Annotated in this window: 13 protein-coding genes and 2 tRNA genes; 13 read left to right on the top strand and 2 right to left on the bottom strand. The window is 66.4% G+C overall.

The genetic code is table 11. The features are described 5' to 3' along the window. Positions 1 to 46 precede the first annotated feature (46 nt). Together HNP52_RS12885 and HNP52_RS12880 are read left to right on the top strand one after the other, a co-directional pair. Positions 47 to 121, top strand: a tRNA-Val gene (locus HNP52_RS12885). Between the two features lie 152 nt (positions 122 to 273). Continuing rightward, positions 274 to 2346, top strand: a complete 2073-nt coding sequence (locus tag HNP52_RS12880) for a M13 family metallopeptidase (protein ID WP_260396072.1) — start codon at positions 274 to 276, stop codon at positions 2344 to 2346. A 224-nt stretch (positions 2347 to 2570) separates the two neighbouring features. On the opposite strand, the gene bla is transcribed toward HNP52_RS12880, so the two are convergent. Then, a complete protein-coding gene (gene bla, locus HNP52_RS12875) occupies positions 2571 to 3467 on the bottom strand; it encodes a subclass B3 metallo-beta-lactamase (RefSeq protein ID WP_184167639.1) in 897 nt (298 codons plus the stop codon). A gap of 146 nt (positions 3468 to 3613) precedes the next feature. Here bla and HNP52_RS12870 point away from each other — a divergent pair, with 146 nt between their 5' ends. From HNP52_RS12870 to HNP52_RS12855, 4 genes are all read left to right on the top strand, one after another. Next, on the top strand, positions 3614 to 4498 hold the full coding sequence (locus HNP52_RS12870) for a DMT family transporter (RefSeq protein WP_184167636.1): 885 nt from the start codon (positions 3614 to 3616) through the stop codon (positions 4496 to 4498). Between the two features lie 80 nt (positions 4499 to 4578). Next, on the top strand, positions 4579 to 5838 hold the full coding sequence (locus HNP52_RS12865; RefSeq protein ID WP_184167633.1) for an amidohydrolase family protein: 1260 nt from the start codon (positions 4579 to 4581) through the stop codon (positions 5836 to 5838). A 187-nt stretch (positions 5839 to 6025) separates the two neighbouring features. Then, positions 6026 to 7693, top strand: a complete 1668-nt coding sequence (locus tag HNP52_RS12860; RefSeq protein ID WP_184167630.1) for a hypothetical protein — start codon at positions 6026 to 6028, stop codon at positions 7691 to 7693. Positions 7694 to 7773: 80 nt separating this feature from the next. Further along, entirely contained in the window at positions 7774 to 10464 is a 2691-nt protein-coding gene (locus tag HNP52_RS12855; RefSeq protein WP_184167627.1) for a TonB-dependent receptor domain-containing protein, read from the top strand. Between the two features lie 79 nt (positions 10465 to 10543). On the opposite strand, the gene HNP52_RS12850 is transcribed toward HNP52_RS12855, so the two are convergent. Then, entirely contained in the window at positions 10544 to 11215 is a 672-nt protein-coding gene (locus HNP52_RS12850) for a 2OG-Fe(II) oxygenase (RefSeq protein ID WP_184167624.1), read from the bottom strand. 118 nt (positions 11216 to 11333) lie between these two features. On the opposite strand from HNP52_RS12850, the gene HNP52_RS12845 reads away from it, so the two are divergent. The 7 genes from HNP52_RS12845 to HNP52_RS12815 all read left to right on the top strand — a co-directional run bounded on the left by HNP52_RS12845 (position 11334) and on the right by HNP52_RS12815 (position 17470). Beyond that, a complete protein-coding gene (locus tag HNP52_RS12845; RefSeq protein WP_184167622.1) occupies positions 11334 to 12434 on the top strand; it encodes a GspE/PulE family protein in 1101 nt (366 codons plus the stop codon). A gap of 67 nt (positions 12435 to 12501) precedes the next feature. Beyond that, positions 12502 to 12578: transfer RNA gene (locus tag HNP52_RS12840), tRNA-His, on the top strand. A gap of 64 nt (positions 12579 to 12642) precedes the next feature. Further along, a complete protein-coding gene (locus tag HNP52_RS12835) occupies positions 12643 to 13695 on the top strand; it encodes a Glu/Leu/Phe/Val dehydrogenase (RefSeq protein WP_184167620.1) in 1053 nt (350 codons plus the stop codon). A 182-nt stretch (positions 13696 to 13877) separates the two neighbouring features. Continuing rightward, the gene (locus HNP52_RS12830) at positions 13878 to 15479 is read left to right on the top strand and encodes a M20/M25/M40 family metallo-hydrolase (protein ID WP_184167618.1); all 1602 of its coding nucleotides are present in this window, start codon (positions 13878 to 13880) and stop codon (positions 15477 to 15479) included. 188 nt (positions 15480 to 15667) lie between these two features. Next, positions 15668 to 16126 carry a carboxymuconolactone decarboxylase family protein gene (locus HNP52_RS12825; RefSeq protein ID WP_184167616.1) on the top strand — a complete coding sequence of 153 codons (459 nt, stop codon included), beginning with the start codon at positions 15668 to 15670 and terminating at the stop codon, positions 16124 to 16126. Beyond that, positions 16123 to 16983 carry a sigma-70 family RNA polymerase sigma factor gene (locus HNP52_RS12820; protein ID WP_184167614.1) on the top strand — a complete coding sequence of 287 codons (861 nt, stop codon included), beginning with the start codon at positions 16123 to 16125 and terminating at the stop codon, positions 16981 to 16983. The genes HNP52_RS12825 and HNP52_RS12820 overlap by 4 nt, the downstream gene beginning before the upstream one ends. A 49-nt stretch (positions 16984 to 17032) precedes the next feature. Continuing rightward, complete coding sequence (locus tag HNP52_RS12815; protein ID WP_184167612.1) at positions 17033 to 17470, top strand: hypothetical protein; 438 nt, start codon at positions 17033 to 17035, stop codon at positions 17468 to 17470. Positions 17471 to 17530 lie beyond the last annotated feature (60 nt).

Genomic DNA, 17530 nt, shown 5'->3' with positions numbered 1-17530 from the left:
GGCCCGCTTCCCATTTCGGCCGCAAGGGTTTTCGAACCTGGCCAATGGGCGCGTAGCTCAGTGGTAGAGCACACCCTTCACACGGGTGGGGTCGTAGGTTCAATCCCTACCGCGCCCACCATTACAAGCCCGTTGGTCCCAGTGACCGGCGGGCTTTTTGGTTTGTTCGTGTTTCGGAGTGTTGCGGCTTCGCGTAAGGATATTGCGCAGCCCCTCGCGCCGTGACAACTTGCCCCCAGACGCGCCTAAACGTCTCAATTCGGGGGACCTCCATTGAAGAAATATCTGCTGCTCGCATCGGCCATGGCCGCGCTTGCCGTGCCTGCGATCGGTTTCAGCCAGCAATCCGCCGCGCCTGTTGCTGCGGGTGCCGCCGCTGACGCCGGGGCCACGCGCTATGGCGTCTGGGGCTTCGACCTGACCGGCATGGACAAGAGCGTGAAGCCGGGCGACGATTGGTATCGGTTTGTCAACGGTGCGTGGAACGATCGCACCCAGATCCCTGCCGATCGTTCGTCCTTCGGCGCCTTCGCGGTACTGCGCGACCTGTCCGAAGTGCGCCTGCGCAGCCTGATCTCGGGCTACAGCGCCACCGACACCGCGCATCCGGACCGCATGAAGGCGGCGATCCTCTATAGCGGCTTCATGGACGAGGCGCTGGCCGAGAAGCTCGACGCACAGCCACTCACCGAGCGCCTGGGCGCGATCCGCGCGGTTTCGTCGAAGAGCGAGATGAGCGGGCTGATGGGCCGCTCGCTTGGCGGCTTCGGCGCCAGCTTCTTCGGCGCGGGCGTGAGCGACGATGCCAAGAACCCGGACGTCTATGCGCTCTACCTGCGCCAGTCGGGCCTGGGGCTGGGTGACCGCGACCTCTATCTCGATGCCAAGTTCGCGCCGCAGGTTGCTCGCTACAAGCAATATGTCGCGCAGATGCTCGGCATGGCCGGCTGGGCCGATGCCGATGCGGCGGCCGACAAGGTGGTCGCGCTGGAGACCAGCATCGCCAAGGCGCACTGGACGCGCGTGCAGAGCCGCGACCGTGACAAGACCTACAATCCGGTGTCGCCCTTCGAGCTCAAGGCACAGGCGCCGGGCTTCGATTGGGATGCGTTCTGGGCAGGCGCGGGCCTGTCCAGCGCCGATCGCGTGATCGTTGCGCAGAACACCGCGATCCCGGCGATCGCCAAGGTGTTCGCGGATACCGATCTCGATACGCTCAAGGCGTGGCAGGCCTTCCGCACCGCGGACGATATCTCGCCGCTGCTCTCGAAGCGCTTCGTCGACGCGCAGTTCGACTTCCGCTCGAAGTTCATGAACGGCCAGCCCCAGCAGCGCGATCGCTGGAAGCGCGCGGTGGCGTTCACCGAGCGTGGCATCGGCGAGGGCGTGGGCCGCGACTATGTCGCGCTCTATTTCCCGCCGGCTTCCAAGGCGAAGATGGACACGCTGGTCGCGAACCTGCGCGTCGCGCTTGCCGGGCGGATCAACAACCTCGCCTGGATGAGCCCCGCGACCAAGGAGCAGGCGCAGGCGAAGCTGAAGGGATTCACGGTCAAGATCGGCTATCCCGACAAATGGCGTGATTATTCGGCGTTCGAGGTGAAAGCGGGCGACCTGGTCGGCAATGCCGAGCGTTCCGGCCGCTTCGAATGGGAATATCGCCGCAAACGGCTTGGCGGTCCGGTCGACAAGGCCGAATGGGGCATGACCCCGCAGACCGTGAACGCCTATTACAACTCGGTGAAGAACGAGATCGTCTTCCCGGCGGCGATCCTGCAGGCACCGTTCTTCGACCCGCAGGCGGACGACGCGATCAACTATGGCGGCATCGGCGGCGTGATCGGGCACGAGATCAGCCACGGCTTCGACGACCAGGGCCGCAAGTCCGACGGCAACGGCGTGCTGCGCGACTGGTGGGCGCCGGAAGACGCCGCCAAGTTCGAAGCCCAGGCGGTGCGCTTCGGCGCGCAGTACGAGGCCTATACCTTCGAGGGGCTGCCGGGCGTCCACATCAACGGCCGCGCCTCGATGGGCGAGAATATCGGCGATCTCGGCGGTGTCCTGATCGCGCTCGACGCCTACCACCAGTCGCTGGGCGGCAAGAAGGCCAAGGTGATCGACGGCTTCACCGGCGACCAGCGCTTCTTCCTCGGCTGGGGCCAGGTGTGGCGCACGCTGTTCCGCACCGAGGCGCTGCGCCAGCAACTGGTCGGCGACCCGCACTCGCCGGGCCAGGTCCGCGCGGTGAACCCGCTGCGCAACGTCGATGCCTGGTACGAAGCCTGGAAGATCACGCCCGACCAGAAGCAATATGTCGCGCCGGCCGACCGCGTGCGCATCTGGTGATATGATCGCCTGAAAGGGAATGAGCCCGCCGGTGGGACGACCGGCGGGCTTTTTCATGTCCCGTCGCGTCAATGGACGAGCATGAACGCGGCTTCCTTGCCTTTCTCACCGAGCGAAGCAGCCGGGTATCGCCACGCTGCTGGAACTTGGCCCGAAGCGTCGAGCGGACCTTCGCGCGCTGCTCGATCACGCTGTCGAGTTCGATCCAGGCCATGCAAGGCCGATCATTTGGCCTTGCCCGCCTTCTCGTCGGCTAGGCGCTCCGCTAATGCCTTTGCGGAGCGGGCGGCATAGGCGCGGCAGGCGCCGGGATCGAGATAGGGGTTAGGGCGCACGCCCCTGGCGAAGCGCGCGTACTTCTCGACACCGCCCGAATTGTCGGGATGGGCGCTGAACATGATGTCGCAGGGCATGGCGCGGAACCTGGCATGGGAGGCGCGGAAGCTCGCCACGACCTCGGGGTGCTTCGTGAACCGATAGCCGTTGGCTGCGACCGGATTGATGCTCGAGGCGAACACTATCGTCCTGCATGCACCGCCCTCGCAGCTGCGCCAGGTCCAGCTCATGCTGCCCGGGGTATGACCCGGCGTGGCACGGGCGGTGACGGTGACATTGCCCAGCCGGATCGCCTCGCCATCCTTGACCGCGCGTACCCGCGATACGGCGGGGAAGGGGACCAGCCAGGCGGCCTGGGGATCGTCCGGCGTGCTCATGCCCTGCTTGAGCGCGGTCACCGCCCAGGCTCCCGCCAGCACGGTCGCGCCGCTGTCGCGGGCCAGCGCGGCGAGCCCGCCTGCATGATCGAAATGCGGCTCGGTGCTGAGGATCAGCTTCACGTCCTCGATCCGGAAGCCGAGCTTCCCGAGGTTCGCCTCGACCGAGCGGACCGATTGCGGCACCGCGCCGTCGATCAGGATCAGCCCCTTGCCGGTGTCGATCAGCGCGACGTTCATCCCCGCGAACCCGACCAGATAGGTTTTGCCATGGACGCGGATTGGCGCTTGCGGGCCGATCCACTTGGCGGCGGCCTCGGGCGCGATCGGGCGGGTGAGCGGATCGTCCTGCTGCGGGGCGGCGGCAGTGGTGAGCAGGGCGAGGGCAGCGGGGTGGATCGACTTCATCCGGGGCTCCTTGGTTGGCGCCACATGAAATGATCCATGAGCCGGGATACGCACAAACCACCATTTCTGGGAGGAGCCATTAGCGGGATTGATGGCTCGCGTGGGTCTGCCTAAGCGCGGCTCGGGTATCGATCGGGAGTAAATGCGTGCTCTGGGCAGTGGCGACGGTGGCGGCGGCGGGATTTCAGGTGGGCCGCAATGCGCTCCAGCGGGGCATGATGTCGAACACCGGCCCCTGGGGCGCGACGCTGGTGCGCTTCCTGTTCGGCCTGCCTTTCTCGCTGGTCTTCACCGCGATCGCGTTCGCACTCAGCCCGCATCTCGATCCGCAGTTCGGCTGGGAATTCTGGTGGCCGGCGCTGACCGGCGCGGCGGCACAGGTGATCGCCACCGCCGCGCTGCTGCTCGCCATGCACCACGCCGGCTTCGCAGTGGGCACCGCGCTCCAGCAGAGCTCGGTGCCGCTGGCGGCCACGGTCGGGCTGATTGTGTTCGGCGACAACCTCTCCACGCTCGGCTGGGTGGGCGTTGCCGTGACGACGCTGGGCCTGGCCCTGCTGGTCTGGCCGAAGAAGATCGAAGGCGCGCATCACCCGGTGCTGGGCGTCACCTATGGTGTGATTTCGGGCCTGTTGTTCGGCTTCGCGCTCAACGCCTTCCGCCATGCCGGGCTCCGGCTCGAGCCGCATCATCCCTGGTTCTCGGCAATGGCATGCGTCGCGATCGTCCAGGCGGTGCAGGCGGGCGGCCTCGGGCTCTACCTTGCCATTCGCGATCGCGCCGCGCTGGTCGCCGTGGCGAAGGGCTGGCGCCAGTCGCTGGGCGCGGGCCTGTTCGGTGCGCTGGCCTCGTCGGGCTGGTTCCTGGCGCTCAACCTCGCGCCGGCCGCCGCGGTGCGGGCGCTGGGCGTGATCGAGATGCCGATCGCCGCCGCTGCCGGTCACCGGCTGTTCCGGGAGAAGCTGAGCCTGCGCCAGACCTTGGGTGTGCTGGTGATCGCCACCGGCGTGGCGATGACAGCGATGTATTGAGACGGAGCGGTACCTGTTCGCCGGGGAGCAGAGATGGAACCGGGCTGGTCTAAGGCAGGCGCCTTTGTCAAACTCCGGCGATGACCAAGCTCCGCCGCCTGCTCGCCATCGCCGCGCTTCTCCTGCCCGGCACCGCTCTTGCGCAGAAGGTGCCGGTGCTGCTGGTGCCCGACCGCGTGTTCACCGCGACCGATCGCGTGGTGCACGAGGGCTGGAAGGTGCTGGTTGCCGATGGCCGGATCGTCGCGGTCGGTCCCGACGTCACCGCCCCGGCCGGGGCCGAAACCCGGGTGTTGCCGGGGACCACGCTGCTGCCCGGCCTGATCGACCTTCACGTCCATCTGTTCCTGCATCCCTATAATGAGACGAGCTGGAACGACCAGGTGATGAAGGAGCCGCTGGCGCTCCGTACCGCCCGCGCGGTCGCGCATGCGCGCGCGACGCTGATGGCGGGCTTCACCACGGTGCGCGACCTCGGCACCGAAGGGGCGGGGGACGCCGATGCCGGGCTCAAGATGGCGATCCAGCAGGGCATCGTACCGGGGCCGCGCCTGCTCATCGCCAGCCGTGCGCTGGTCGCCACCGGTGCCTATGGACCCAAGGGCTATGCGTTCGACGTGCCGCAGGGTGCGGAGGAAGTGAGCGGGGAAGGGATCGTCGCCGCCGTCCGCCGCCAGATCGCGCATGGGGCGGACTGGGTGAAATTCTACGCCGATTATCGATGGGGGCCGGGGGAGCCGAGCCGCGCCACCTTCAGCCTCGACGAGCTCAAGGCCGGGGTCGCCGCCGCGCATGACGCCGGGCGCAAGGTCGCGGTGCATGCGAGCACGCCCGAGGGGATGCGGCGCGCCGTGCTGGCCGGGGCCGACACGATCGAGCACGGCAATGACGCGACGGATGCGGTCTTCGCGCTGATGAAGGCGAACAAGGTCGCCTTCTGCCCGACGCTCGCCGCCACCGATGCGATCACCCGCTATGGCGGCTGGAACGGCGCGGCACCCGAACCGGAGGCGATGCGCGCCAAAAGGGCGAGCTATGCCGCCGCGCTCCAGGCCGGCGTGACGATGTGCGTGGGCGGCGATACCGGCGTGTTCGCGCACGGTGCCAATGCCCGCGAGATCGAGCTGATGGCCGGCTGGGGCATGGCCAGGAATGACGCGCTCTGGACCGCTACCGCCGGCAACGCCGCTATATTGGGGATGTCCGACCGCATCGGCAGCATCGCGCCCGGCCGGATCGCCGATCTGGTCGCGGTTGCCGGCGATCCGCTCAAGGATTTGTCGGCGCTCGAAAATGTCCGGCTCGTGATGCAATCGGGCAACATCGTCACCAATCCGTGAACCGTTTCCGTCCCATACGCTGACATTGTCATAATCGAGTCACGCAAGTGTCTCGAAACCTTCTTCGAAGTCGCGCCAACGCGTAACAGACCCCGCCTAGCGCCCCCCTTGCGGCCGACGGGGGACAGCCGAGTCGATCCCGCACCGTAATTCGATGCAACCCGGCGTCCGCCGGAACGGAGATCCTATGGCCAGCTTCAAACGCGTCAGCCTTATCATGATGACTGCCGCTGCATGCACCGCCCTTGCGGCGTGCGACGGCGCGAACGACATCGCCTCGCCGGGCACCGGCGGCAACGTCATCATCAACAACCCGCCGGCGCCGACGCCGACCCCGACCCCGACGCCGACCACGGCGCTCGTGAGCCCGGCCACCGGCTGCCCGACCATCGGTGACCCGAAGGGCCTGACCAACGACGGCACCATCAAGGGCCCGACCGGCGAGTGGCGCGTCTGCACGCTGCCGTCGATCCTGTCGGCCAGCGTCACGCTGCCGAAGATCGCCGGCCTCGTTTATCAGCTCAAGGACCGCGTGAACGTCGGCTGCGACGGCGGCTTCACCGCGCCGACCACCGCTGCGCCGCGCGCCAGCACCACCGTGGGCTGCACCGCTGCGAACGGCTTCACGCTGAACGGCTCGGGTCAGCTGACCGCCGACACCAACGTGACGCTGACGATCGCGCCGGGCGTGATCCTGTTCGGCGGCACCGGCACTTCGTGGCTCGCCGTCAACCGCGGCAACAAGATCGCCGCCAACGGCACCGCGACCGCGCCGATCATCTTCACCAGCCGCGACAACCTGCTCGGCCTCGCCGACGACACCTCGATCGGCCAGTGGGGCGGTGTGGTGCTGATGGGCCGCGCCAAGATCACCGACTGCAACACCGGCAGCACCGGCGCCGGCACCTGCGAGCGTGAGACGGAAGGCGCCTCGGGCACCGGTCCGGCTACCTTCGGCGGAAGCGACGACACCTATAACGCCGGCAGCATCAAGTACACGCAGATCCGCTACTCGGGTTATGTGCTCGGCGCGAACGTCGAGCTCCAGGGCCTGACCACCGAGGGCACCGGCAGCGGCACCACGCTCGACTCGGTCCAGAGCCACAACAGCTCGGACGACGGCGCGGAGTTCTTCGGCGGCACCGTCAAGTTCAAGCACTACATCGCCACCGGCGCCGATGACGACAGCCTCGACATCGACACCGGCCTGCAGGGCTTCTTCCAGTACGTCCTGCTGCTGCAGCGTCCTGGCCAGGGCGACGCCCTGATGGAAGTCGACAGCAACAACAACGAAGGCGACACCCCGCGTCAGGTGACCCGCGTCGCCAACTTCACGGCGATCCAGAGCCAGACCAGCGCGAACAACGAAGCCAATGACCAGGCTTCGATCCTGCTGCGCGGCAACGCCGACCTGACCCTCGTCAACGGCCTGGTCATCAGCCCGGCGAACGAGTGCCTTCGCATGAACAAGTCGGGCGGCGCCAACTCGGCGAGCCTGGTTGCGCGTGCGGTCGCGATGCAGTGCAACACCACCAAGTACATCGGTACCGGCGAAACCGGCTTCACTGCGACCCAGGTCGCGGCGTTCTTCGGCACGGGCGCGAACGGCAACAACGACGCGTTCACGCCGTCGCTGACCAGCCTGTTCATCAACGGTGCGAACGAGACCGCGCTCACTGCGATCGATCCGAAGACGGTGGATGCCACCGGCTTCTTCGAGACGACGACCTATGTCGGCGCGGTCAAGGACGCGAACGACAACTGGTACAAGCAGTGGACCTGCAACTCCGGCTACGCCGCGTTCGACGATGCGACGAACGCCAACCGTCGCTGCACCTCGCTGCCGACGAACTGAGGCTAGCCTGACCTGAGACTGGGGCGGGGCGTAGCCAACCGGCGACGCCCCGCCCTTTCAGGATTTGATTGGGGGTTACCATGACGAAGCCGCTCCGGCTTGCCAGCCTGTTCCTTTTCACTTCTGCGCTTGTTGCGCCTTCCCTTGTCTATGCGCAGACAGCGCCTTCGACGCCGGACACCACCGGCACTCCGTCCGACGCTGCAGCCGTGCCCCAGGACCAGGCTGCACCGCAGGAAGAGCAGGCTCCGGACGTCTCGGTTCCGGGCGGCGACGCCATCGTCGTGACCGGCCGCCGCGTCAACGTCGCGCGTGACACCCCGCAGGTGGTCTCGGTGCTGTCGAGCGCCGATATCGCCCGCACCGGCGAAGGCGATATCGCCGGCGCCCTGAGCCGCGTCACCGGCCTGAGCGTGGTCGGCAACGGCTATGTCTATGTCCGCGGCCTTGGCGACCGCTATTCGCTCGCGCTGCTCAACGGTTCGCCGCTGCCCAGCCCCGAGCCGCTCAAGCGCGTCGTGCCGCTCGACATCTTCCCGACCAACGTGGTCTCGTCCTCGCTGGTGCAGAAGAGCTATTCGACCAACTTCCCCGGCGAGTTCGGCGGCGGCGTCATCAACCTGACGACCAACTCGGTGCCGAAGGAAAGCTTCCTCACCGTCAGCGGCGGCGTGGGCGCGAACCTCGTGACCACGGGCCATGTCGGCTATGTCTATGCCGGCGGCGGCCATGACTGGACCGGCTATGACGACGGCTCGCGCGATCTGCCCCCGGCGCTCGCGGCCTTCTTCGCCAGCGGCGAGAAGATCAGCTCGGGCAATGTCGATACCCAGGCGATCGCGGGCCAGCTCATCAACGCCAACAACGCGCTGGTCCAGCGCCAGTCGCGCATCGGCCCGAACTGGTCGGCGACGCTCTCGGGCGGCACGTCCTTCCCGATCGGCGACGACATGACGCTCGGCGTGGTCGCCACCGGTGGCTACAGCAACAAGTGGACGACGCGCGACGCGATCCAGCAGACCTCGCTCAACAGCGATCTCTCGTCGCTCGAGAACGATTTCCGCCGTGTCTCGACCGACAACCGGATCGTCGCCAACGGGCTGCTCGGCCTCGGCCTCGAATATGGCGACAACAAGATCCGCTGGACCAACCTCTACATCCACGACACGCTGAAGCGTGCGCGTCTCGGCCTCGGCAAGACCAACAACAATGCCGTCACCGACGTCATGCAGCAGGACACCGCCTGGTACGAACGCCAGCTGATCAACACACAGCTGGTCGGCGAGTTCAAGTTCAGCCCCGAGTGGAGCCTCGATCTTCGCGGCAGCTATGCCAATTCGAAGCGCAAGGCCCCGAACGAGCTGACGCTGGAATATGTCCGCACCAACGTGGCCTCGGACCTGTATGGCGCGTACTTCGTCAATCGCCTCAACAACGGCAACAACGGCGACGCGCATATCAGCTATTCGGACCTGAACGAGAATCTCTACTCGGCCGGTGCCGACCTCACGTTCAAGCCGGTCACCGATCTCGCGCTGACCGCCGGCTATGCTTATCTCAAGACCGAGCGTACCAGCTCGCGGCGTGACTTCCAGTTCACGGCGCCGAGCAGCTTCCCGACCGCGGTCGGCATGCTGCGCCCGGACCTGCTGCTCGGTTCGGCGATCATCGACTATTACAACATCGCGCTGATCGACACGAACGAAGGCGCTCCCGCCTTCCGCGCCGAGCTGAAGAACCATGCCGGCTACGGCAAGGTGAACTGGCAGGTCTCGCCCGAGCTCTCGCTCGACTTCGGTGTCCGCTATGAGACGGCGAAGGAAACGGTGGTTCCGGTCCAGGTGTTCAACACGCCCACCGGCAGCACTGCGGCGACCAACCTCGACAACGACTATTGGCTGCCGGCCGCCACGCTGACATGGCAGTTCCGCCCGGACATGCAGGTGCGCCTCAGCTCGTCGAAGACGATCGCCCGCCCGCAGTTCCGCGAGCTGATCTACCAGTTCTATTTCGACCCGGACAGCAACCGCCAGTATCGCGGCAACCCGTTGCTCCAGGACAGCACGCTGGTGAACTCCGAAGCGCGCTACGAATGGTATTTCGCACCGGAGCAGCGCCTGACGGTCGCGGGTTTCTACAAGCGGATCAAGAATCCGATCGAGACCTTCATCACCGGCAGCGATTTCGTCACCAGCTTCGCCAACGCACCGCGCGCCGACCTGTACGGTGCCGAGGTCGAAGCCGTGAAGAAGTTCGCGCTGGCCGACTGGTCGGGCTCGAACTTCTTCGCCGAGCGCTACCTGATCGCGATCGCCAACTACACCTACACCCAGTCGGAGCTGAAGGTGAAGGCAGGCGACCAGACCCGGATGTTCGCGGCGTCGTCGACGCTGGCGACCGACTATTTCCAGGACGGTTCGCCGCTTACCGGACAGTCGGACCATCTGGTCAACTTCCAGTTCGGCATGGAAGACAAGGCCTCGCTCTCGCAGCAGACCTTCATTCTTTCCTATGCCAGCAAGCGCGTCACCAGCCGCGGCCTGGCCAATAGCGGCCAGCCGGACATCTACGAATATCCGGGCCTGAACCTGGACTTCGTGATGCGCCAGGGCGTGAAGATTGCCGGCCGCCAGCTCGATCTGAAGCTGGAAGCCCGCAACATCACGAACCGGAAGCAAAAGGAAACCCAGACGCTGGGCAAGAACACCGTGATCTACAACAACTACTCGGTGGGTCCGACGTTCACCTTCTCGCTCTCGACCACCTTCTGATCGCGAGCATGCGCAACTGAAAAGGGAGCGGCCCGCCTGGCGGTGCCGCTCCCTTTTTCATGTCACCAGGGCAGAGGGGTCACCAGCCCCAGGGGTATTCCCGGTACCACTGCGTGACCACGTACTTCAGTCCCGCGCGCACTTTCATCGCGTGGTGGATGGTCGACGGGTTGGTCGTGCCGTCGGGGCGGAGGTTGTTCCAGGCGACCACCTTGCCCACTTCGGGCTGGATGATCTTGTCGACGGCCTTGAAGCGGGTTGCGCCGCCGGCCTCGACTTCGTTGAGATAGAGCATCACCGTCCAGGTGCGCTGCCCGGCGATGCCGCAATATTTCTGATAGTCGCGGCCCTGCGGCTCGAAATAGTCGGTATGCGCCTTGAACTCCTGGCCGATCTCATAGCGCTGGCCCTGCATCGGTTCGCCATGCGTCGGGTCGAGCCCGGTCAAGAGCGTCATCCGTCGCTTCAGTTCCGCCACGACCGGATCTTCGCCATTGAAATCGCAGGTTTCGCTGGTGCGGAACGCATAATCGTCATTGGCGTCGGCGATGGTCGAAGGGCGGCGCTCCGCATCGATCTTCGCCATCAGCTGCTCGCAGAGCTCCGGCTCCAGGAAGTTCTTGGCGATGAACATCTGGATCTTGGGGTGCGGCACGCGCTGCACGCCCGGCCAGCGCAGGATCTGGTCGACGATCGGTTCGGGAGGGAAGCCGGAGCCGAGAACAGGAAGAGGGGAAGCGGCACTTTGCATGGCGGCGTTCTGCCAAAAGCCATGGCGTGGCGCCAGAGTGACCCGAAATCGTCACAAAACCGCAAGCGGGATGTCACATGATCTGCCTAGCGGATGACACACCGCAACGAGGAACCCGATGGACATGGAAGCCGAGGCGCTGGCGCCGGTTGCCGAAACGTCGCAGCAGCCGTTGCTCTTTTCAGGTTCCCATCCCGATTCGGCGGGCGAGGCGCTGATTGCCGAGGCGCGCCGGCGCCGCGCCTCGCACATCCATCTCGAAATCGGTGCGACGGCCATCGTGGTGCGCATGCGCATCGCCGGCCAGCTCACCGAAGCGCGCCATTATCATGCCGACCCTTCGCTTGCTCGCGACTTCCGCGCGATGGACGGCGCGTCGGTGCTGGAACAGGGGGAGGGCGAGCGCATCGTCCTGCGCCTCGACGGTGGCGAACGGCGTGAGCGCTCCCTTGAGGCGATCGGCATGAGCCGCGTGCTGGTCGACGCGTTGCTTCCTGCGTTGCGGCGGGGCGGGCTGGTGCTGGTCGCGGGGGCCGCGGGATCGGGCCGCAGCACGACCCTTGCGACGCTGCTCAGGCATTTCTCCGGCTCGCCTCGACACATCGCGACGATCGGCACGCTTCCGGTGGAAGGGGCTACTCGTATCGAGGACTGCACCGGTGCCGCTGCGATCCACGCCGCGATCGAGCAGGATCCCGACATCATCGCGCTGGATGGCCTGGAGGGGCGGGAGGCTGCGGCCGCCGCTGCCGAGGCGGCCGAGCGCGGGCATCTCGTCCTGGCCACGATCGACGCGCCGGACGCGGTTTCGGCGATCCGGCGGATGCGCGACTGGCGGGTCGAGCCATTCCGCCTGGCGTCCAACGTCGCCGCGGTGCTTGCCCAGCGGCTGGTGCGGCGGCTCTGTCCCGATTGCCGCCGTCCGGTGCAGGCGCAGGGTTCAGTCTCCGCGCTGCTCGGCTTTGATTCGGGTGCGATCGTCTTCGCCCCGGTCGGCTGCGAGAGTTGCGAAGGCATGGGCTTTGTCGGCCAGACTGGCGTGTTCGAGGCAATCGTTGCCGATGGCGCGATTCGCCGGCTGATCAACGACGGCGGCGACGAAGCGATCCTGGCGCGCCATGCTTTCCTGCGCGCACCCAATCTCGGATCGGCTGCACGGGCGCTTGCGCGAGAGGGTATCACCACGCCGGAGGAGGCTGTGCGAATTTCCCGCGGATAGCGCCAATATTTCTGGCGTAATTATCTTGCCCTTCGCATCGACCCCCGCTAAGCGCGCCTTCTTCACGGCGGTTGTAGCTCAGTTGGTTAGAGCATCGGTTTGTGGTACCGAGGGTCGCGGGTTCAAGTCCCGTCATCCGCCCCATTTCTTCCCCTTGTGACCGCACGCGGCCCACAGACGTGTGGCACTCTCCGCAGGAATGTAGCGCGTGATCACCGACTGGGGTTTCCCTGATTTCGACGACCATGAAGGCGTCCATCTGTTCAGCGACCGCGAATCGGGCCTGAGCGCCATCATCGCAGTCCATTCGTCCAAGCTCGGCCCGGCGGCCGGCGGCGTGCGCTTCTGGCATTATGCCGATCACCGCGCCGCGATCACCGACGCGCTGCGCCTGTCGCGCGGCATGAGCTACAAGAACGCGATGGCCAACCTGCCGCTCGGCGGCGGCAAGGGCGTGATCCTGGCCAGCCAGCCGGGCGCCACCGTCACCACCGAGCAGCTCCAGGCATTCGGCCGCGCGGTCGAATCGCTGGGCGGCAAATATGTGACCGCCGAGGATGTCGGCATGTCCGAGGAGCGGATGAAGGTCGTCGCGACCCAGACCCGCCATGTCTCGGGCCTGCCTGTCGCCGAAGGCGGCGCTGGCGGCGATCCCGGCCCGGTAACGGCGCGTGGCGTTTATCTGGGCGTCAAGGCGGCGGCGAAGCGCGGCCTCGGTGCCGATTCGATGGCCGGTGTGCGCGTCGCGATCCAGGGTGTCGGCTCGGTCGGTGGTGGCGTTGCCCGCCTGCTCGCCAAGGACGGCGCCAGGCTGGTGCTGGCCGACGTCAATGCCGAGCGCGCCAAGGCGCTGGCGGCGGAGCTGGGCGGCGAGGCCGTCGACGCTTCCGAGATCCTCGGCATCGAGACCGATATCCTCAGCCCTAATGCGCTGGGTGCGATCTTCACCGAACAGTCGATCGCCGCATTGAAGACCACCGTCGTCGCCGGCGGCGCCAACAACCAGTTGGCGACCCGCCAGGACGGCCACCGTCTCCACGATCGCGGCATCCTCTACGCGCCCGATTACGTCATCAACGCCGGCGGCATCATCAATGTCGGCCTGGAATATCTCGGCCAGGGCAACATGGCCGAGGTGCAGGCGCGCGTGGACAAGATCCCCGATCGCCTGATCGAAGTGTGGGACGAGAGCGCCCGCACCGGCGATCCCGAGAGCGAAGTCGCCGATCGTATCGCCCAGCGGCTGATTGGCCGGGGCTGATCGGCCGCCCTGTTCCCCGGCGAAAGCCGGGGCCCAGGGAAACAAAGCGAAACAGCAGAGAAACCCTGGGCCCCGGCTTCCGCCGGGGAACAGATAGTATGTGCATCGACTGGCTGAGCCCGGGGCTTGCGCCAGGCATGTGCGCTCAATAGCGTCGCGTATCCTCGCTTCCCCGGAGCCTCATGCGCACTTTCCTTCTCGCCACCGCCGCCCTGCTGATCGCGGCGCCGGCCATCGCCCAGTCGATCGATCCCTCGACCGTGGCTGTCCTTGTCGATCAGGGCACCAGCCATTCGGAGGTGATGACCACCGCCGAATATCTCGCCGACGTGATCGGCCCGCGCATGACCAACTCGCCGGCGATGCGCGAGGCGGAGAAGTGGACGCAGGAGAAGTTCACCGGCTGGGGCCTCACCGACGTCCACAAGGAAGGCTTCGACTTCGGTCGCGGCTGGTGGATCGAGAAGTCGAGCGTCCGCATGGTCGCGCCGCGCCCGGTCCAGCTCACCGCCATTCCGATCGCCTGGACGCCGGCGACCAACGGACCGGTCACCGCGCCGGTGATCGTCGCGCCGCTGCGCAGCCCGGGCGACTTCGCGCAGTGGAAGGGCAAGCTAGCCGGCAAGATCGTGCTGACTTCGGCACCGGGCACCGGCTCCGAGCCCAAGGAAGCCGCCTTCCAGCGGCTGAGCGACGAGGACCTCGCCAAGCTCGACGTCTATGAGGAGCCGACCTGGGATCCCGGCAAGCTCGACCAGTCGCTCGCCCGCGCCAAGTTCGAAGGCCAGCTCGCCAAGTTCCTCGCCGAGGAAGGCGCGGTCGCCTATGTCACCCGCTCACGCAGCGACGGCAAGCTGATCCACGGCGAAGGCTATCTCCACCATGTCGGCGAGACGCCCAAGGTGCCCGGCATCGAGATGGCCGCCGAGGATTATCGCCGCCTCGTCCGCCTGGCCTGGACGGGCAAGGTGCCGACGCTCGAGATCGACAGCAATGTCCATTTCGATGACAGCGACACCAAGGCCTACAACATCCTCGCCGACATCAAGGGGCGCGATCCCAAGGCCGGCTATGTGATGGCCGGCGCGCATCTCGACAGCTGGGTGGCGGGCGACGGTGCCGCCGATAATGGCGCGGGCAGCGCCGTGGTGATGGAAGCCGCGCGGATCATCGCCGCCAGCGGGATCAAGCCGAAGCGCACGATCCGCTTCGCGCTCTGGGCGGGCGAGGAACAGAGCCTCTACGGTTCGATTGCCTATATCGAGCAGCATCTCGCCAAGCGTCCGGCCTGGGATCACGTGCCAAGTGCCGACGAGTTCTACTATAGCTGGGCGACCCGCTTCCCGATCACGCCGTTGGCCGGGCACAAGGAGCTGACCGCCTATTTCAACCTCGACAATGGCTCGGGGAAGATCCGCGGCATCTATGCCGAGAATAACATGGCGGCGGTGCCGATCTTCCGCGAATGGCTCGCGCCCTTCGCTTCGATGGGTGCATCGACGGTGGCGATCCAGAAGACCGAGGGCACCGATCACCAGTTCATGCAGGCGGTCGGCATCCCGGCGTTCCAGTTCATCCAGGATCCGCTCGATTACGAGAGCCGGGTCCATCACACCCAGCTCGACACCTTCGATCACCTGAAGGCGGCGGACATGCGCCAGGCGGCGATCATCCTGGCAGCGTTCCTGCTCGACGCGGCCAACGCCGACAAGCCGCTGCCGCGCCTGCCGATTCCAACCCAGCCGGCGGTGACCGATCCGTTCGCGGCGCCGAAGGGGGAGTAGGGCCTTATCCGTCATCCCCGCGAAGGCGGGGATCCAGAGTCACGCAGGGCATCGCTTTGCCACCCTGGATCCCCGCCTGCGCGGGGATGACGGTGAAAAAAGGGGGAGGGGTTGATAAAAAAACGCTCTCCATGTCACATCCCGCGGCGCCATCTCGTCATGCATGCATCCAACCAAGGAGATGCAAGATGACTGGCCGCCTCGACCTCTTCACCGCCGCCCCCGCCGAGATGAAGGCGTGGTATGAAATGTCGCTCAAAATCGCGCCGAAGCTGGAGCACAGCCTGCTCGAACTGGTGAAGATCCGCGCCTCGCAGATTAATGGCTGCGCCAATTGCCTCAACATGCACACCGCCGATGCCCGCAAGGCCGGCGAGACCGAGCAGCGCATCTATCTGCTCAGCGCGTGGCACGAAGCGCCCTGCTATACGCCGCGCGAGCGCGCAGCGCTGGCATGGACGGACGCGATGACTCTGGTATCCACCGCACGGGCGCCCCAGGCGCTCTATGAGGAACTCGCCTTCGAGTTCACGCCGGAGGAACAGGTGCAGCTCACGCTCATGATCAACGTGATCAACGGCTGGAACCGCTTCGCGGTCGGCTTCGACCTGTTCTACGACGCCAAGCCGGCGGTGGCCGCGGCATGACCGGCGCGGACGCAGCGGCGAGCTTCGACCCGCTGCGTCCGCGGCTGGCGCGCATCGCCTATCGCATGCTCGGCTCGGTCGCGGATGCGGAAGACGTGGTGCAGGATGCGTTCCTGCGCTGGCTCGATACCGATCGCGACCAGATCCGCGAGCCCGAGGCGTTTTTGCGCCGGGTGGTGACGCGGCTCTGCCTCGACCAGCTCAAGTCGGCGCGTGCGCGGCGCGAGACCTATGTCGGCCCCTGGCTGCCCGAGCCGGTGGTCGAGGAGGAGGACGAGGTGGAGGATGTCACGCTTCCGCTGATGATGGCGCTCGAACGCCTGTCGCCGCTCGAACGCGCCGCCTTCCTGCTCCACGACGTGTTCGGAGTGAGCTTCGACGAAGTGGGCGAGACGATCGGCCGCGATCCCGCGGCCGCCCGCCAGCTCGCCAGCCGTGCCCGCAGCCATGTCCGCGCCGCGCGCCCGCGCTACGAGATGCCCAGGGAGAAGGGGCTGGAGATCGCGGCTGCCTTCTTCGCTGCCTCACGCAGCGGCGACATGGGGGCTCTGCGTGGGCTGCTTGCCGGCGATGTCGCAACCTGGTCGGATGGCGGCGGCAAGGTCCATGCCGGCCTGCGCCCGATCCACGGCATCGACGACAATATGAAGCTCTACACGTCGCTCGCGCGCTTCTTTGCCAAGGAGATGTCGCGGATCGTGCGCTACGGCATGATCAACGGCCTGCCGGGCTTCGTCTCGGTCGAGCCGGGCGGGGTGCTCCAGACGACGGCGCTGGCAATCGAGGACGGCAGGATCACAGGCATCTACGTCACCCGCAATCCGGACAAGCTGGGGCACCTTGCTGCAGTGCATTAACTCTCGCCGTTATGAGGCTGGCAACGTCGGTTAATCCAAGGTTCCGCCCATGCGATCCGTGCTTCTGCTCCTCGCCCTATCGGCACTCTCCTCCTGCAACCAGTCCAATGGCAAGGCGGCCGACGGGATTATGGGCCATCGCTGGGCGCGCGCCGCCGCAGATTGCGGGGATACCTATTTCCGCTTCTCGCGCGACATGATCGATTTCGTCGAGAATGGGCAGCCGGTGAACTCGCTGCCGGTGCGCCGTATCGTCAGCCAGGCGTCGGATCCGTCCACGGTGATGTTCGTGATCGAAGTCGACAGCGCGCTCGCCGCCCGGTCCGACGCACCGAACGCCGCTTCCGATGTGGCGATGGCATTCCGGATCGAGGGAGACAGCCTGCGCCTGGTCGGACAGGGCGCGCCGGACAAGCTGCTGCCGGTCTCCCCGGGCACGGCGCGCTTCCCGACCATGGCGCTGCGGCGCTGCCCCAGAGCCTATTGAATCGGGCGGGAGATATCGGGTTCGGGAACTAACGGAACCTGACAACTCTCACGATGGACC

The sequence above is a fragment of the Sphingomonas kyeonggiensis genome, assembly GCF_014204495.1.
Taxonomy (GTDB): domain Bacteria; phylum Pseudomonadota; class Alphaproteobacteria; order Sphingomonadales; family Sphingomonadaceae; genus Sphingomonas; species Sphingomonas kyeonggiensis_A.
The sequence above is the reverse complement of the archived record's forward strand: the minus strand, read 5'-3'. Positions and strand labels throughout refer to the sequence as shown.

What these genes read in the sequence shown, in the direction of transcription:
- HNP52_RS12825 (WP_184167616.1), top strand. Translation starts at nt 15,668, where the DNA reads ATGACTGGCCGCCTCGACCTCTTCACCGCCGCCCCCGCCGAGATGAAG.
- HNP52_RS12820 (WP_184167614.1), top strand. Translation starts at nt 16,123, where the DNA reads ATGACCGGCGCGGACGCAGCGGCGAGCTTCGACCCGCTGCGTCCGCGG.
- HNP52_RS12865 (WP_184167633.1), top strand. Translation starts at nt 4,579, where the DNA reads ATGACCAAGCTCCGCCGCCTGCTCGCCATCGCCGCGCTTCTCCTGCCC.
- bla (WP_184167639.1), bottom strand. Translation starts at nt 3,467, where the DNA reads ATGAAGTCGATCCACCCCGCTGCCCTCGCCCTGCTCACCACTGCCGCC.
- HNP52_RS12815 (WP_184167612.1), top strand. Translation starts at nt 17,033, where the DNA reads ATGCGATCCGTGCTTCTGCTCCTCGCCCTATCGGCACTCTCCTCCTGC.
- HNP52_RS12850 (WP_184167624.1), bottom strand. Translation starts at nt 11,215, where the DNA reads ATGCAAAGTGCCGCTTCCCCTCTTCCTGTTCTCGGCTCCGGCTTCCCT.
- HNP52_RS12855 (WP_184167627.1), top strand. Translation starts at nt 7,774, where the DNA reads ATGACGAAGCCGCTCCGGCTTGCCAGCCTGTTCCTTTTCACTTCTGCG.
- HNP52_RS12860 (WP_184167630.1), top strand. Translation starts at nt 6,026, where the DNA reads ATGGCCAGCTTCAAACGCGTCAGCCTTATCATGATGACTGCCGCTGCA.
- HNP52_RS12845 (WP_184167622.1), top strand. Translation starts at nt 11,334, where the DNA reads ATGGACATGGAAGCCGAGGCGCTGGCGCCGGTTGCCGAAACGTCGCAG.
- HNP52_RS12830 (WP_184167618.1), top strand. Translation starts at nt 13,878, where the DNA reads ATGCGCACTTTCCTTCTCGCCACCGCCGCCCTGCTGATCGCGGCGCCG.